The sequence below is a fragment of the Paenibacillus sp. JNU01 genome, assembly GCF_059130585.1.
Genome location: NZ_CP169723.1, coordinates 2,401,625 through 2,415,640 on the forward strand (window position 1 = coordinate 2,401,625; position 14,016 = coordinate 2,415,640).

16 protein-coding genes are annotated in these 14,016 nt (G+C 46.9%); 2 read left to right on the top strand and 14 right to left on the bottom strand.

Annotated elements, in window-relative coordinates; genetic code table 11:
• Window positions 1–7: 7 nt before the first annotated feature.
• From NLBNIHML_RS10400 to NLBNIHML_RS10440, 9 genes are all read right to left on the bottom strand, one after another.
• Window positions 8–322 (bottom strand): DUF1292 domain-containing protein, encoded by a 315-nt coding sequence (locus NLBNIHML_RS10400; RefSeq protein WP_339236954.1) that lies wholly within the window; start codon window positions 320–322, stop codon window positions 8–10.
• The gene (locus NLBNIHML_RS10405; protein ID WP_278298550.1) at window positions 323–625 is read right to left on the bottom strand and encodes a DUF1292 domain-containing protein; all 303 of its coding nucleotides are present in this window, start codon (window positions 623–625) and stop codon (window positions 323–325) included.
• A 12-nt stretch (window positions 626–637) separates the two neighbouring features.
• On the bottom strand, window positions 638–1,054 hold the full coding sequence (ruvX, locus tag NLBNIHML_RS10410) for a Holliday junction resolvase RuvX (protein ID WP_494354336.1): 417 nt from the start codon (window positions 1,052–1,054) through the stop codon (window positions 638–640).
• Between the two features lie 125 nt (window positions 1,055–1,179).
• Entirely contained in the window at window positions 1,180–1,440 is a 261-nt protein-coding gene (locus tag NLBNIHML_RS10415) for an IreB family regulatory phosphoprotein (protein WP_036616950.1), read from the bottom strand.
• Window positions 1,441–1,681: 241 nt separating this feature from the next.
• Complete coding sequence (alaS, locus tag NLBNIHML_RS10420; RefSeq protein ID WP_494354337.1) at window positions 1,682–4,312, bottom strand: alanine--tRNA ligase; 2,631 nt, start codon at window positions 4,310–4,312, stop codon at window positions 1,682–1,684.
• A gap of 436 nt (window positions 4,313–4,748) precedes the next feature.
• Window positions 4,749–5,816 (bottom strand): AI-2E family transporter, encoded by a 1,068-nt coding sequence (locus NLBNIHML_RS10425; protein WP_253440170.1) that lies wholly within the window; start codon window positions 5,814–5,816, stop codon window positions 4,749–4,751.
• 294 nt (window positions 5,817–6,110) lie between these two features.
• Entirely contained in the window at window positions 6,111–6,320 is a 210-nt protein-coding gene (locus NLBNIHML_RS10430; protein ID WP_017686815.1) for a YrzR-like zinc ribbon domain, read from the bottom strand.
• Window positions 6,321–6,330: 10 nt separating this feature from the next.
• A complete protein-coding gene (locus tag NLBNIHML_RS10435; protein WP_339236963.1) occupies window positions 6,331–6,852 on the bottom strand; it encodes a PRC-barrel domain-containing protein in 522 nt (173 codons plus the stop codon).
• A gap of 164 nt (window positions 6,853–7,016) precedes the next feature.
• Window positions 7,017–8,168 (bottom strand): cysteine desulfurase family protein, encoded by a 1,152-nt coding sequence (locus NLBNIHML_RS10440; RefSeq protein ID WP_494354338.1) that lies wholly within the window; start codon window positions 8,166–8,168, stop codon window positions 7,017–7,019.
• Window positions 8,169–8,299: 131 nt separating this feature from the next.
• Between NLBNIHML_RS10440 and NLBNIHML_RS10445 the strand changes: the two genes are divergently transcribed.
• The gene (locus tag NLBNIHML_RS10445; RefSeq protein WP_342570873.1) at window positions 8,300–8,695 is read left to right on the top strand and encodes a hypothetical protein; all 396 of its coding nucleotides are present in this window, start codon (window positions 8,300–8,302) and stop codon (window positions 8,693–8,695) included.
• A 241-nt stretch (window positions 8,696–8,936) separates the two neighbouring features.
• Here NLBNIHML_RS10445 and cymR read toward each other — a convergent pair whose 3' ends face one another.
• Window positions 8,937–9,356 (bottom strand): cysteine metabolism transcriptional regulator CymR, encoded by a 420-nt coding sequence (cymR, locus tag NLBNIHML_RS10450; RefSeq protein ID WP_062835876.1) that lies wholly within the window; start codon window positions 9,354–9,356, stop codon window positions 8,937–8,939.
• A gap of 321 nt (window positions 9,357–9,677) precedes the next feature.
• Between cymR and mnmA the strand changes: the two genes are divergently transcribed.
• The gene (gene mnmA / locus NLBNIHML_RS10455; RefSeq protein WP_150364602.1) at window positions 9,678–10,802 is read left to right on the top strand and encodes a tRNA 2-thiouridine(34) synthase MnmA; all 1,125 of its coding nucleotides are present in this window, start codon (window positions 9,678–9,680) and stop codon (window positions 10,800–10,802) included.
• A 130-nt stretch (window positions 10,803–10,932) separates the two neighbouring features.
• Here mnmA and crcB read toward each other — a convergent pair whose 3' ends face one another.
• Genes crcB through NLBNIHML_RS10475 form a run of 4 tightly spaced genes read right to left on the bottom strand, consistent with a single transcriptional unit; the run spans window position 10,933 to window position 13,961 of the window.
• Window positions 10,933–11,292 carry a fluoride efflux transporter CrcB gene (gene crcB / locus NLBNIHML_RS10460; protein WP_494354339.1) on the bottom strand — a complete coding sequence of 120 codons (360 nt, stop codon included), beginning with the start codon at window positions 11,290–11,292 and terminating at the stop codon, window positions 10,933–10,935.
• A complete protein-coding gene (locus tag NLBNIHML_RS10465; RefSeq protein ID WP_339256985.1) occupies window positions 11,289–11,690 on the bottom strand; it encodes a fluoride efflux transporter FluC in 402 nt (133 codons plus the stop codon). Before NLBNIHML_RS10465 ends, crcB begins: the two co-directional genes overlap by 4 nt.
• Window positions 11,691–11,723: 33 nt before the next feature.
• Window positions 11,724–13,031 carry a replication-associated recombination protein A gene (locus NLBNIHML_RS10470; RefSeq protein WP_339236977.1) on the bottom strand — a complete coding sequence of 436 codons (1,308 nt, stop codon included), beginning with the start codon at window positions 13,029–13,031 and terminating at the stop codon, window positions 11,724–11,726.
• 42 nt (window positions 13,032–13,073) lie between these two features.
• On the bottom strand, window positions 13,074–13,961 hold the full coding sequence (locus NLBNIHML_RS10475; protein ID WP_342570877.1) for a LysR family transcriptional regulator: 888 nt from the start codon (window positions 13,959–13,961) through the stop codon (window positions 13,074–13,076).
• Window positions 13,962–14,016 lie beyond the last annotated feature (55 nt).

The window sequence follows — 14,016 nt, forward strand, 5'->3', positions numbered from 1 at the left end:
AAGCTGATTAATCTTCGTCAATGGGGAGTGTACATTCATCATACAGTTCTGAGATGTTCTCCCACTCATCATCATCGTCGATCGTAACTAACTCTGGCATGATCTGGTTCTCACTTCCAGGTGATACCCGCAGAAGTTCAACCTCGTCATAAGGTCGCAACGAACTGCGGAGCACCGCATATTGCTGACCGTTCACTTCGAACTCAGCCAACAAGTCATACGGTTGTGATTTACCGTTCTCTTCCTCGAGCTCAACATGAGCACCGAATGCCAGACGCAGTGAATCTGTCCATTTCAGGTCTTTGCGGCTATATTCCGTCATTTAGTTCGCTTCCTCTTCATCATCTTCAGCAAGAAATGTATTAAACGTCTCCTCGACGATATCCCACTCGGCATCATCTTGGATAACGAAAAGTTTGATATCGTCGCCCTCTTCTTCATAACGGAATGCATATACATCCGTTTCGCCATCTTCAGGTTCAACCGGAGCAACCATCATATACTTGGCCTCCGAACCGTCTACTTCAAACTTCATGATGACTTCGAATTCCTCTTCATTACCCTCGTCATCCGCAATGTAAATGATTTCCGCTTCTTCTTCCATACCCAGTTGATCTTCAGCCATTGTTGATCCCCCTCACCTTCTACTATTGGCATCCAAATAATTTTGCAAAATCAAGCTTGCGGCCATTTTGTCCACAACTTGCTTGCGTTTTTTCCGACTGACATCCGCTTCAATCAGCGTACGTTCTGCTGCCATGGTTGTCAGCCGTTCATCCCAAAGGTGAACAGGTAAATTCAGTTCATCCCGCAGGCGATCGGCAAAAGCAATGCATATCTCACCGCGCGGTCCTACGGTGCCGTTCATGTTTTTGGGAAGTCCCACTACGATCTCACTAATCTCATGCTCACGCACAAGTTCGGCAATTCGAGAGAACTCGCCTTCATCACGGCGGCGTTCAAGTACTTCCAATCCCTGGGCAGTCCAACCGAAGGCGTCACTCGCGGCAACTCCGATTCTTCGGTCCCCATAGTCCAAACCTAATATTTTCATCCATGCTCTCCCATCCTGGGGCCTGCTCAGGTCGATTCAACATCGCCTTCTCAAGCTTCAGGCTGTATTCTGTCGGTTCATTTCCCGCTGCCTGCATGGCTGCAACACAGCGGAAGCGGCGTACATTACCGGTGATTGGCCAGATAGGAACGTACAAGCTCTTCAATCAGCTCATCGCGCTCCTTTTTACGGACCAGACTACGTGCGTTGTTGTGACGAGGAATGTATGCCGGGTCTCCGGAAATCAGATACCCAACAATCTGGTTGATCGGATTATACTCCTTATCGACCAGTGCATCATATACCGTGAGAAGAATCTCTTTGGATGATGCTTCCTGTTCGTCACCTTTCACATTAAATTTAACCGTCTTATCCATGGAGTCCATTGATGACACCTCGCTCCTGCATGAACATGGGGACCATGTCCTGCCGAATTGATTTCTGTTTATATAATAACATATTCTGACTACCACAAGTAAACAAAGGATAAGGCAATTGTGTTTTTTGCTTGTCCTTTACTGGCTTCAGCATACTGCATCATTGGATTTCAGTCGTTCTCAGGTACAAAATACAAATGAACAGAACCATTTCGATTTATATTTTGACGATGATAAGCTGCTCAATGGATTATGCAGTATGCCCGCTAACCAATGAAACCGCCAGTTTCAGCGCTTCATCCAGCTTGGTAGCATCCTTGCCTCCGGCTTGGGCCATATCTGGACGTCCACCGCCACCGCCGCCGCATACTGCTGCGACTTCTTTGACGATTTTACCTGCGTGCAATCCTTGTTTTACTTGTTCAGCAGGTACCGCTACAACAAAATTCACTTTACCATCCGCCGGAGCACCCAATACGAGTACTGCATTAGGCAATTTTACTTTCAGCTCATCTGCCACTGTACGCAGTGCATCCATGTTCGGAGCATCTACGCGTGCTGCCAGTAATTGAGTATTTCCTGCTTGTACCACTTGATCGGTCAGTTGACCAGCTTCCATGGCACTCAGCTTGCTTTGCAGGGATTCCGTCTCTCTTGCAGCTTCTTTCAGTTGCAGGTTCAGACCTTCAATCCGTTTAGGTACATCAGCCACATTTGCTTTGAGCAGTGCTGCTGATTGCTTGAGCAGTTCCAACTGGCTTTCCACATACAGATATGCGCCACGGCCAGTTACAGCTTCGATCCGACGAACGCCGGAGCCGATTCCGCTCTCGCTTACCAATTTGAAGATTCCAATCTCTGAAGTATTATTTACGTGACAGCCGCCACAAAGTTCCAAACTGTAGTCTCCGACTTGAACAACACGTACAATATCTCCATATTTTTCGCCAAACAGGGCCATCGCACCCATTTCTTTCGCTTCATCAATAGCTTTCAGCTCGATGTTTACGTTCAGACGATTCCAGATCTGTTCGTTCACCTGACGCTCAATCTCTGTCAACTCTTCCGGCGTGATGCTGCCGAAATGAGAGAAGTCAAACCGCAGACGCTGTGGCTCAACGAGCGATCCTGCCTGGTTTACGTGTGTGCCGAGCACATCTTTGAGTGCCTTGTGCAGCAAGTGGGTTGCTGTATGGTTTTTGATAATGTCGCCACGTTTGGCTGCATCCACTTCAGCGTTAATCACATCACCTACACGCAGTTCACCGGACTCCACCGTTACCTGATGTACATGTTGTCCGAGTGGAGCTTTGAACAAGCCTTGTACTTTCGCTGTTACACCAGCACCGCGCAACAAGCCCTGATCACTCACTTGACCGCCACTTTCCGCGTAGAACGGAGTCTTGTCCAGAACAACCTGACACGTTTGTCCTTCGCCTACGGTTTCAACAAGGGCGTCACCAGCTACGATGGCTACCACTTTTGCTTCCGTCAACAGGTCAGTATAACCAACAAACTCGCTTTTAACCTCCAGCTCAGCAAGTGGTCCACCTTGGACTTTCATGCTCTCACTCTCTTGACGCCCAGCACGTCCAAGCTCACGTTGCTTCTGCATGGAAGCATCAAAACCTTCACGGTCCACAGTCAGACCATGCTCTGCAGCATAATCTTCTGTCAGGTCAAACGGGAAACCGTACGTATCATACAGTTTGAAAGCTTCAGGTCCGCTAATAACCGTGCGTCCTTCGGATTTGGCAGTACCGCTAATATCAGCCAGAATCGCCAGACCATCTGTTAGTGTTTCGTGGAAGCGCTCTTCCTCCGTTTTAATCACTTTGGCGATAAACTCTTGTTTGTCTACGACCTCAGGGTAGTACATGCCCATCACTTCACCAACCGTTGAAGTCAGTTCATACAGGAATGGACGATCGAGTCCAAGCACTTTTCCATAACGAACTGCACGACGGAGCAGTCGGCGGATGACATATCCACGTCCTTCATTACTTGGCAGCACGCCATCACCTACTGCAAAGGCAACGGTACGGATATGATCGGCAATGACTTTCAGTGCAACATCGATTTCGACACTGTCGTTATATTTCACACCCGCAAGAGCGGCTGTTCTTTGAATCATCGGTTGGAACAGGTCTGTGTCAAAGTTGGAATCCACATTTTGCAGAATGGAAGCAAAACGCTCCAAACCTGCACCTGTATCAATGTTTTTGTTAGGAAGCGGTGTGTAGCTGCCGTCCTTGTTATGGTTGAACTGGGAGAATACCAGGTTCCATACTTCCAGATAACGTTCGTTTTCCCCACCTGGATACATTTCAGGATCACTCATGTCGTTTCCGTAAGCTTCGCCGCGGTCATAGAAGATCTCGGTACAAGGACCACATGGACCTTCGCCGATATCCCAGAAGTTTTCATCCAATTTAATGATACGCTCAGCAGGCAGTCCCACTTTTTCGTTCCACAGTTTGAAGGCTTCTTCATCTTCCGGATATACCGTTACGGAAAGACGTTCCGGATCGAAACCGATCCACTCTTTGCTGGTCAGGAACTCCCACGCCCATGTTACGGTCTCTTCCTTGAAGTAATCTCCAATAGAGAAGTTACCGAGCATCTCGAAGAACGTATGGTGACGACGCGTTTTGCCGACATTCTCGATATCATTGGTACGGATACACTTCTGGGAGTTCGCAAGACGCGGGTTCTCCGGCTTCTCACGTCCGTCAAAATAAGGCTTGAGCGGTGCCATACCTGCATTGATCCACAGAAGGGAAGGATCGTTGTGAGGCACGAGCGATGCGCTCGGCTCGATTTTGTGACCTTTACTTGCAAAAAATTCTATCCATTTGGACCGGATTTCACTGGCTTTCATACTGGATGCCCCCATTAAATTATAATAGTCCGTTGCGTATTCGCTCCGGTTGGTCAACATTGTTTTCTGTAAAAATAAACACAAAAAACGCCCCTGAATAATCAGGGACGATGTTATCGCGGTACCACCCTGGTTATTGCTGTTTATCCCTTGCTGCGTAGATAAACAAACAATCTCCTCGTTCATGCGAAATAACGGTCGCTCCCGGCAGGGTTGTCCTGCACTCCGAAATTAGCTTTCTGCCGCTTCATCTTTCAAGACTCTTCCAGCCATCAGTTCAGGTTCACCCTGATCCGAAGAAGTCTATTCTCTGAGGAAAGGAACCCTCGGCGTACTTTATTTCATCATCGATTTCATGTTCTAAACATACACACTCATTATATCGGTAGCACAAGCGGGTGTCAACGCAGGCTAGCTGTTGTTGTAACCCTATTTATCAGTCGATCCTACGTTTGATGTAATAGGCGAAAAAGTGTTGCACAATCACCTTTAGTACGGCAAAAACGGGTACTGCCAGAATTAAACCTACAATGCCTGCCAGTTCGCCTCCGACGAGCAGTGCAAATATAATGGACAGTGGGTGCAAATGCAACGTACGTCCCACAACCTGAGGAGAGATAACGTTACTCTCCAGCACTTGGCACAGGGTGTTCACAATGACCACAAGTAGCACCATTTTAAACGACACGGTTGATGCCATGACCACAGCAGGAGCAGCACCAAGGAACGGCCCCAAGTAAGGCACAATATTAAACACAGCTACAATGCTTGCAAGCAGCAGGGCATATGGCATATCAATGACGATATAACCAATGTAGGCAAAGATGCCAACAATAACACAGACAATAAACTGGCCCCGAATGTAGTTCCCCAGTGCAGTATCGATTTCTTTCATCACGGAGACAATCGCTTTACGGCGTGAACGCGGGAGATATGCCACTATAGTGCGCTCAAACACCTCAAAGTCTTTTAACATATAAAATATCAGAAATGGCACGATGAATACATTGAATAACACATTAATGGTCGCCCCGATATTGTCCATAAGCACGGTAATGCCCTGAGTTAGTCGATCCTCCATCTGAAAGAACCAACTGTTCATGCCTGTTCGCACACTTGGCGGCATTAATTTGTGATCCATATTGTTCATCAGGCTCTGGGCACGCATGGACAGCTCCGGCATATGCTCGTTGAGTTCCTCCAGCTGTTCAATCAATACCGGAATCACATTCATCAGAATGACACCGATGCAGGTCAGGAAAAAGGCATATATGAGCAGTACCGCAATCGTACGCGGCACCTTGCGCCCTCCCAGCATGCTGACAATCGGATTAAGTACATAGGATATGATAAGAGCTACGATAAAGGGTGCCAGCACTGTTTTCAGGAATGCATATATATGAAGCAGTAAAGGCCGCAGCAACCAAATAAAATATAGAATAATTAATCCGAGCAGCAGCCAGATCGCATAACGGAACAGCTTGTTTTTGGTTAATTGCTCCACTTGTATCTCTCCTTTTGGACTGGCTCTGAGAGTCAGTATATGTAGGAAAGGTAAAATTTATTAACACAGCGCAGAAGTGGAAGGAGCAATTCGAACATTTTTTCTTAAACCCAAAAAAACGCCTCCTTCATCAGAGAAGGAAGCGCATTTTGCAGTAAAGGGTAGCATATAATCATACATGTGCAACCCGAACCATTATGTAACCGCATCTATATACATGTGCCATCATATAACGACAGCATCCCATGACATGCATTGTCATGAAACCGCATATAGAGGAAGTTATCCTGCTTATTAAGAAGAAGCGTGAAGATGAGGGAAGTCTTGTGGCAGCTCGTCCCCGAAAAACAGATCATCCAGGGAGCTCAGCGTACCGTCTTCTTCCACTTGATATACAGACATTTTCTCACCGTTTACCGTTAATTCGATAAAGCATCCCCAGCAATAAAACTGGTGGGAACCAATTTTCCCGATATCTTTGGAACTACAGTTTGGACATTTCATATTCATTCACCTATCCATTAACAGAATGAATGGCATTTTCCAAGCGCTGTTCACTCAGAGACGGTACCATAATGGCACTTTCCCCGATAGACATATCGCTTGTACATGGCAGCCATTTGCGGCCCTCGATCAGATCGGACACAAAACCGTCCGTAATTTCAATCCCTATTATTGTATTTCCCAACTCTTGGTCAAAATAAACATCGGAGACACGCCCAAGCAGCAAACCTTCTTCGGTGAGCACGGACATCTCCTTCAATTTAGACCGACCGAGGAGGTACGTGTATTTTATGTCGTCGGCTCCCGTCTTGCGGACAGCCTGTTGATTACGGATCATGACGGCATCTTCGCCGTAGGCAACGATATCTTGCCACTGCACGATTTTGACATGATTGGTAAACAGGCCTTTGTTCTCAAGTTCAATGCCTTCAATCTGCCAATCATCATTCACAATGAAATCCTGGATTTTACCGACCTGCTTCCCGTCCTCCACATCAAAAACGGCAAGTCCGATCATTTCCTGAAGCTTCATCGCTGGGTCCCCCTCATCTTCTTATCATTAAATAGGCGCGGCGCTATTGCTAGGTATGCCCAAAGTTGATGAGTGGCAATCAGACGCCGATCATCAAAACCGCTTCTATCCAACCGATGAAATGGAACTTCTTCCCTCCTTCTGTTCCATGTGTAAAGTTCCCCTTAGGGTCTATTACGCAGTCGTCCAAGAATGGTTCCAATTTTTTCGGCGGTTATCATGATTTCTTCCGTAGTATTACCCAATCCCCAGCTAAAACGAATCGCAGAATGTAAAAATGTTTCAGGCAGTTTCATCGCTTTGAGCACATGAGAGACTTCAAGTGAACCGGAAGTGCAGGCAGAACCGCTTGCAACAGCAATCCCTTCCATATCCAAATTCATTAACATCGTCTCTGTGGACACTTCCGGAAAGCTGATATTCAGGATGTTCGGCAGCGTATGCTCCGCGTGTCCATTCACATGAAAGTGCTCCGTCCCCACATGGATTTCAAGCTGTTCCAACAAAAGTTTGCGCAATTTCAAATCATGCTGACGATGCGTCTCCTTTTGAGCTGATGAAATCTTGAGAGCCTCTGCAAATCCGGTAATACCTGCGATATTTTCCGTACCAGCGCGCCGCTGACGTTCTTGCAACCCACCGTGGGCTCTTGCTTCCAACACGATTCCTCGCCGTACATAGAGTACACCGACACCCTGAGGCCCATTGATTTTATGCGCTGAGAAGCTAATCAGGTCCACAGGAAGTTCCTTACAGGAAATATCCTGGCTACCCAGAGCCTGAACTGCATCAGTATGGAACAGAATATTGTGTTTACGTGCAATCTCACCGACCTCACGGATCGGCTGAATGGTGCCCACTTCATTGTTGGCAAACATCATGGTAATCAGAACCGTATCCGGCCGGATGGCCTCTTGCAATTCATCCAGATTTATTCGACCGTGACGATCCACAGATAGATAGGTTACTTCATAACCTTGCCGCTCCAATTCCTGACACGTATGCAAAACAGCATGGTGCTCAATTGCGGTCGTAATGACATGTTTCCTCTGATCTTGCCTTGCTGAGACTGCTCCGAAAATCGCCAGATTGTCGCTCTCCGTGCCACCTCCGGTAAACACCAATTCGTCCGGGAAACAGTCCAAAGACGCCGCAATGACATCCCTTGCTCCGCTGACAGTCCGTTTGGCTTCACGCCCAAAGGCATGGATACTTGATGCATTGCCAAATTGTCCTGTCATGACGTTCATCATCGCTTCTGCGACTTGTGGATGCATAGGTGTCGATGCGGCGTGATCCAAATAAATTCGTTTCATTTATTTCCACCCCGTTATATGTTAAATTTCTATCTCATGGCGTACTGTCAAATTGGAAATTGAAATGGATGCTCTATTGTCGCATCTTCGTGTATAATGTTCTATATCCATTTCAAAAAGGAGAGAGAGACATGAGTGATCCCATTCTCGGGCAGATTCTGAATCAACTTCAACAAATGGACAAACGATTCGACAGCATCGACGTACGTCTTGAAAAGATGGAAGACAGACTAATTACCATGGAAAGTAGATTAGACACCATGAATGGTAGATTTGATACCATGGATGGTAGATTGGATACCATGGATAGCAGATTGGACACTATAGAGGAACAAACCAAGAACATCCCACTTCTTCAACAAGCTGTTCTGGAAACATTGACCGTTACGAAACGGCTTGACGCTTCCCACTCCGCCTCTGAACGCAAAGTAACTACCGAATTGAATACCCATCAGCACAGCATTGATATTTTGAATCGCCGTCAGTTACGCATGGAAGCTGATATAGAAACTTTAAAAAGTCGCTGATTCACAAGATATCCCGTTAAACTCACACTTCACCAACTTGTAAATCCGCGGCTGAATACATAGTCCTTACTTCCCTGAAGTGATCTGTAGAAATGGTAGAACAAAGTACCCATTGGTGCGTGTTCAAAGAGTCTGCTTTTCAATACCGAGAAGATCAGACTTCTTGAAATATCTCTATTGGCATGTCTAAAGCCCCCTAGTTGGGGGCTTTAGTGTGTCTTCTGCGATGCGAATAATGACCCTAAATATAGAACATGTAGCTATCTTTTTTCTCTTGATCCTGGAATGTAATCAGGTCTTTCAGTGTTGTGGAATCCAACACTTCCGCAATACCGTCACGGATTCGCAACCATAGATCACGCTTCGCCGGATCATCTTCCTCTGTGAAGTCTACTGGAGAGATTGGCCCTTCCAGTACACGGATGACATCACCTGCAGTTACGGTTGCAGGATCACCTGCAAGGATATAACCGCCGTATGCACCTCTAATGCTCTTCACCAGTCCTGCATTACGTAGTGGAGCAATCAGTTGCTCCAGGTAATGCTCCGAAAGCTGGTTGCGCTCGGCAATGCTCTTAAGTGATGTAGGGCCTTCGCCTGTTCTGGCAGCAAGCTCCATCATGATTGTGAGGCCGTAACGGCCTTTTGTCGATATTTTCAAAGGAGTCACCTCTTTCAATTTTCAGTAACGATTGGAAACTTTATATTGTATCCTGTAGTCCATGACCATTTGTTTCACGATCTGTCCACAGCAGAGATTCATAGAACTCATTTTTAACTTTCTAATTCTCCGTATTCCGATCATAACCCTCAGCTAATGTTAACATATCTGCATGCTTTATGGAAAAGAAAGATTGACGATATTCCAAAATGTGCGTCTGTGGTGGACACTATCCAAAATTGGCCGGGTGTATCGTATCTTGGGTCCGGTTATGCTAGAATAAGAAACGAAACACATTTATATATAGAAATGGTGATAACGATGTCCAAAACAATTGAAAATACACGGGTCGTCGTTGGCATGTCCGGAGGTGTCGATTCTTCTGTTACCGCGTTGCTGCTGAAAGAACAAGGTTACGATGTCATCGGCATTTTCATGAAAAACTGGGATGACACCGACGAGTTCGGCCACTGTACCGCTGAAGAAGATTCAGAGGATGTACGCCGCGTATGCGAACAGATCGGCATTCCTTACTACACTGTCAACTTCGAGAAAGAATATTTTGATAAAGTATTTACCTATTTCCTTGATGAATATAAGTCGGGTCGCACGCCAAATCCGGATGTCATGTGTAATCGTGAGATCAAATTTGGTGAATTCCTGAACAAAGCTCTGGATCTCGGCGCAGATTATGTAGCTACAGGACACTATGCTCGTCTGATTGAAGAAGATGGCACATTCAAACTACTGCGCGGTGTGGACAACAATAAGGACCAGACGTATTTCCTTAACGCACTCAATCAGAACCAGTTGTCCAAAGCCATGTTCCCGATTGGTCACTTGCCCAAACCGGAAGTACGCAAAATTGCAGAAGCGGCTGGCTTGTATACTGCCAAGAAAAAAGACAGCACAGGTGTCTGCTTCATCGGTGAGCGTAATTTCAAAGAGTTCCTGAGTAACTATCTGCCTGCCAAAGGTGGAGACATGGTTGATATCGTGACCGGTGAAGTCAAAGGCCGCCATGATGGTCTGATGTACTACACACTTGGACAGCGCCAAGGTCTTGGCATTGGTGGTTCAGGCAATGGTGAGCCCTGGTTCGTTGCAGACAAGAATCTGGAGAAAAATCAACTGCTTGTTGTTCAGGGCGATGCCCATGCAAGCCTGTACTCCACTGGTCTAACCGCAACGGGTGTGAACTGGATTGCTGGTACAGAGCACATGCCTAATGTGCCATACCGTTGTACTGCCAAATTCCGCTATCGTCAGCCGGATCAAGGTGTTACACTGACCTGGCAGGAAGATGGAAGTGTGGACGTGCAATTTGATCAGCAGCAAAAAGCCATCACGCCAGGACAAGCCGTTGTTTTCTACGACGGAGAAATCTGTCTGGGTGGGGGTACGATCGATCAGGTGCAAAAGGTACCTGTACCCGCAATGCAATAATAGAGCTTGTCCATAAAATGCGGATTATACACAATACCGTGTATCCCTATTAAAAAAGCCGTCTTTCATGTATACCATGAAGGATGGCTTTTTTCCTGCTTTTCTTTGCAAAAAAAATAAAAATAGTTCGTTATGCAGTCAACCAGAATCCTGCCAAGGAGGCCAAAACCCCAACTCCAACCGAACTGACGACATAGAGCGCGGCGCTAGCGTATCGTTGACGACCCATAAGTCCTAACGTTTCATAGCCAAAAGTGGAGAATGTGGTGAACGCACCGCAGAATCCGGTTCCCCAGATCACCCAGATTACATCTGAGATCATTACCGATTGATGCCACCCGTATAACAGCCCCAGCAACAATGAACCACTGATGTTAATGATCCATGTCCCCCATGGAAAAGCCGTTCCCAGCAAGCCCGAGACCCATTTGCCTAGACTGAAACGCAGTACTGCACCCAGTACACCAGCCAAACCAATCCATACGATCATGAGGCATCACCCTCTTGTCTTGGCGATCCCAACATACGCTGTCCGATGCTCATTCCTAACGCACAAAGCATTAATCCTGCTAACACACTTGCGATCATATAAAGGGCGGCATTCACCCATTCGCCCCCTTCGGATAAACGAACAATATCCAATGTAAACGTGGAGAACGTCGTAAATGCGCCGGTAAAACCTGTGCCAATTGCCAGTCGAAGTTGTGGTGTTATTTTGCCTGGAATAGCGATGGTAAAGAACCATCCTAAAAAAAGACTTCCCATTGCATTGATTAGCAGCACTGCCCAAGGGAACCCCCCGTAGACAGTTGGTATCGCTAACTGTATAGCATATCGGGTTAATGTCCCAAGAAATCCACCCGCTCCTATATACATAAGCTCTTTCATGTTGTGTGCATCTCCCGATTGATCTGTCTGTTCTTAAAATTCCCTGCGCCGCTGTTGGTTCAGCCTGATCTTCGATTCGTTGCCTTGTTCCGTTGCCTCATAGAATACTCTACGTGAAAGCTGTTTTGGTAAATATTCCTGTTTCACATAATGCCCCGGGTAATTGTGCGGATATTGATAGCCCTCATGTCCAAGTTTCACGGCACCCGAATAATGCGTATCTCGCAAGTGCAGCGGAACTTCTGCCGATTTCACTTCATCAATGGCGTTCATGGCTTTGGAGATGGCGGTGTATACCGCATTGGATTTTGGACTTTCGACCGCGAACAGAATCGCTTGTGCGATGTTCAGCTTGGCTTCGGGCCAGCCGTTATTCCGGTATGCATCAAGTGCTCCAATGGCCTGGGTCATGGCTTGCGGGTTCGCAAGCCCAATGTCTTCACTGCTTGCTGCAATCAGACGTCGAATGAAGGTCATTGGGTCCATACCGAGCTTCTCCACCGCGTATAGAAACCAGAATAGCGCCGCATCACTAGACCCCCGGATACTCTTGTGAAAAGCAGACAGCACATCATACTGGGTAGATTCATCGGCTTTCACAATAGGGCGCCGAATAGACTCTTCAGCTACACCAAGTGTAATATGAATGGAGCCATCCTTCTCCGGTGGCGTCGTCAACGCAGCCAGTTCAAGTGCGTTAAGCGCACGCCGAATATCCCCATTGGCCATCGTGGCAATATGCTCAAGCGCCTCATCGTCTGCCTGTAATTCCATGAACCCCAGACCTTTGTCCGCATCACTCAATGCTCTGCGCATCGCAATAAGGGAATGATCCTTGTTCAGCGATTCTAGCTGGAACAGAGTTGAACGGCTCATTAGGGCCCCATTGACGTAATGAAAGGGATTCTCTGTCGTCGCGCCGATAAAAATAATCGTGCCCTTCTCTACCGCTGGCAATAACGCATCCTGACGTGAGCTGTTAAACCGATGCACCTCATCGAGGAACAAAATGGTTTTGGTTCCATACAGCTGTTTGTTCGTTTGCGCCTGTTCGATGACTTCACGCACATCCTTGACAGAAGCTTCCACTGCATTCAGGCGAACGAACTGTCCCTGCGTTTGCTGAGAAATAATATGTGCCAGGGTTGTCTTGCCACATCCCGGAGGGCCATATAACAAGATGGACGAAATCTGATCCGCCTCGATGGCGCGCCGTAGTAATTTCCCCGGTCCAATAATATGTTCCTGTCCAATATATTCATCCAGATGCTCTGGCCGCATGCGGTCCGCGAGCAATCTGGCTTGTGGTTTGGAGTCCTGCTGAAACGAAAATAAATCCATTGCTTATCACTTCCTTAACGGATTGCCTTAACATGTGTACATTTACACTTCTGATGTATTACCACTCTCTATCATATCATACTCCCGTGGTAACATAGCTATAAATGCGCCAAGCGCACTGCTGACAAACGCATCCTTGCGTGTAATAAAACGAGTCATCATTCTACTTATGCCAGAAGGGAGCGAATGTTTGCGAAGATTTCCATTTGCGATTTGCTGCCGAATCACAATCTCTGGTAACAGAGAAATCCCCATTCCGGACGTCACTCCACTAATAATCGCCTCCAGCGTTCCAAACTCCATAATCACTGGACGATTTACCCCACTTGAGTTCAACCACTCCTCTAAAATCTGTCGGTAGGAGCATCCCATGCTGTAGACAAGGATCGGCTTACGGGTAAGCTCTTCTTCGGGCCCCACACCCGACGAGACCACAAATAACTCTTCATCAAATACATCGATGGACTCGATATCGGGATGATCACAGGAACAACCAATGAAAGCCCCTTCCATTTCATACCCAATAACTTGATCAATAAGCATCTGCGAATTACCCGTAGCCAGTGACAAGGACACCTCGGGATACTGTTGATAATATTTTGCAAAAAGCTCAGGTAAACGAACTGCTGCTGCCGTCTGAGTAGACCCTATTCGCAACGGACCCGATGGTGTGCTCGTCGCCCGTAGTGCCTTGGAAGCATCATTCAGCAAACCAATAATTTTATCCGCATACGTCAGCAGCATCTCTCCGGCTGGAGATAACGTCATGCCCCGGTTATGACGAATGAACAACGTTGTACCCACTTCTGCTTCCAGATGCCTGATACGTGCCGTTACGTTGGATTGAACATACCCCAGCTTAGCAGCAGCTTTGGTCAGATTCCCTTCCTGTGCAACACACTGAAATATTCTAAGATCCCCGCTCTCCATGGTCCCCCCACTCTGACATCATTCAAAATGATATCAACTTCATTACCAATCATTA

What these genes read in the sequence shown, in the direction of transcription:
- NLBNIHML_RS10445 (WP_342570873.1), top strand. Translation starts at nt 8,300, where the DNA reads ATGAGTGATCCCATTCTCGGGCAGATTCTGAATCAACTTCAACAAATG.
- alaS (WP_494354337.1), bottom strand. Translation starts at nt 4,312, where the DNA reads ATGAAAGCCAGTGAAATCCGGTCCAAATGGATAGAATTTTTTGCAAGT.
- crcB (WP_494354339.1), bottom strand. Translation starts at nt 11,292, where the DNA reads ATGATCGTATGGATTGGTTTGGCTGGTGTACTGGGTGCAGTACTGCGT.
- NLBNIHML_RS10405 (WP_278298550.1), bottom strand. Translation starts at nt 625, where the DNA reads ATGGCTGAAGATCAACTGGGTATGGAAGAAGAAGCGGAAATCATTTAC.
- NLBNIHML_RS10465 (WP_339256985.1), bottom strand. Translation starts at nt 11,690, where the DNA reads ATGAAAGAGCTTATGTATATAGGAGCGGGTGGATTTCTTGGGACATTA.
- ruvX (WP_494354336.1), bottom strand. Translation starts at nt 1,054, where the DNA reads ATGAAAATATTAGGTTTGGACTATGGGGACCGAAGAATCGGAGTTGCC.
- NLBNIHML_RS10415 (WP_036616950.1), bottom strand. Translation starts at nt 1,440, where the DNA reads ATGGACTCCATGGATAAGACGGTTAAATTTAATGTGAAAGGTGACGAA.
- NLBNIHML_RS10435 (WP_339236963.1), bottom strand. Translation starts at nt 6,852, where the DNA reads ATGAAGCTTCAGGAAATGATCGGACTTGCCGTTTTTGATGTGGAGGAC.
- NLBNIHML_RS10470 (WP_339236977.1), bottom strand. Translation starts at nt 13,031, where the DNA reads ATGGATTTATTTTCGTTTCAGCAGGACTCCAAACCACAAGCCAGATTG.
- NLBNIHML_RS10440 (WP_494354338.1), bottom strand. Translation starts at nt 8,168, where the DNA reads ATGAAACGAATTTATTTGGATCACGCCGCATCGACACCTATGCATCCA.
- NLBNIHML_RS10400 (WP_339236954.1), bottom strand. Translation starts at nt 322, where the DNA reads ATGACGGAATATAGCCGCAAAGACCTGAAATGGACAGATTCACTGCGT.
- mnmA (WP_150364602.1), top strand. Translation starts at nt 9,678, where the DNA reads ATGTCCAAAACAATTGAAAATACACGGGTCGTCGTTGGCATGTCCGGA.
- NLBNIHML_RS10475 (WP_342570877.1), bottom strand. Translation starts at nt 13,961, where the DNA reads ATGGAGAGCGGGGATCTTAGAATATTTCAGTGTGTTGCACAGGAAGGG.
- NLBNIHML_RS10430 (WP_017686815.1), bottom strand. Translation starts at nt 6,320, where the DNA reads ATGAAATGTCCAAACTGTAGTTCCAAAGATATCGGGAAAATTGGTTCC.